The organism is Mesorhizobium sp. M7A.F.Ca.US.014.04.1.1, from assembly GCF_003998745.1.
Classification (GTDB): Bacteria; Pseudomonadota; Alphaproteobacteria; order Rhizobiales; family Rhizobiaceae; genus Mesorhizobium; species Mesorhizobium ciceri.
Genome location: NZ_RZRW01001033.1, coordinates 1 through 1231 on the forward strand (window position 1 = coordinate 1; position 1231 = coordinate 1231).

General features: G+C 53.8%; 1 protein-coding gene. It reads left to right on the forward strand.

Annotated features, from left to right (window positions below; all coding sequences use genetic code 11):
- Positions 1–332: 332 nt before the first annotated feature.
- Positions 333–1231: FkbM family methyltransferase (locus EOA22_RS34210; RefSeq protein WP_127390647.1), on the forward strand; the 899-nt coding region annotated here is incomplete at its 3' end.

Below are 1231 nucleotides of genomic sequence, written 5' to 3' on the forward strand. Positions count from 1 at the left end.
GCGGCTCCCTCAAGCATGTGGCCCCAGTCGCCGGCAAGCTCGATGGGGGCGGTGAGGAGGTTTGGTTGCGAGCTAGCTGAGGAAGGTGGGGAAGACATGACCCCGTAGCCTGTGCTCCAACCGCCCGAGGGTGTCAACGCCACTGGTGTGAGGCTGCCGGCCACTGAACCTGCTAGCAAATTTAGGAGATCTCGTCGCAGCAACTTCGAAACTCGACCATGTTGCCCTGCAAAGAGAAAAATAGGAAGTCCAGCTTGTTCTGTCATCGGCCGAGGTCTAAGCGTAGACCCCTTGAGAGTTGAACTACTCGGAAGCGGCTAGGGGACTCGAGGGTGGGCGAGGTGATCTTTTCCAAAACGTATGTTGGCGATGCTTTATCAAGCTGGCAGGTCGTCCACGAAATGTCGACTCATATCGTTGGCGGAGCTTTGGTCGTTCGCGACAGTGACCGCCGTGACTGGCATCTTCTACGACTTCACGATTCAGCTTTTCTGTTTCGAATGGTTCGGATGAGGTGCGTCCTCAGATTCTTGCCCACGACCACCACAAACTTCTATATCCATCACTATGGTTCTTTGGATGTTGCCGAAATTGCACTCGACGGCACCATAATAAACAGGGGTATCAGTCACACCATTTCGATCAACGCTCATCCAGATGACACGATCGAGATCGATGTGAGCTTTTTGAGTTGCCACGGGTCTCTCTCAATAGGCTGCTCCGACAATGGTCGTCCCGTCTACGCCGGCACTGGACTCGAACAGTTTGCACTCTTGAGCGTTCTGGTTGAAACGTTTGATGCATACCCCGAGTTGTCTCGCACGCCGGCAGAGGAGCGGATCACCCTCGTCGATGTTGGCGGCCAAGGAGGGCTACAGCTCAAGTGGATGCTGCGAGCCGATCATATTACGCCCGTCGTGTTCGAACCCTTGTCGTCGGAAGCGACGGTGATACGACAAACCCTCGATCGAATTCCGGGCGCGCAAGTGGTGGAAAAGGCGCTGGCAAACACTTCTGGCCCCCAAAAGCTGTATATTACTGCCGGATCATACTGCTCGTCTTTGCGAGAGCCAAATTTTGAGATCCTGCAGAACTACTCAGTAGCCCGTGTCTTCAACGTTGTCAGCATGCAAGAGGTCGAATGTGTTCGATATGACGAATTGTTCCGCGCAAGCGCGGTTCCGTCACCGGATGTTATAAAAATAGACGTCCAAGGTCTTGAATACGAAGT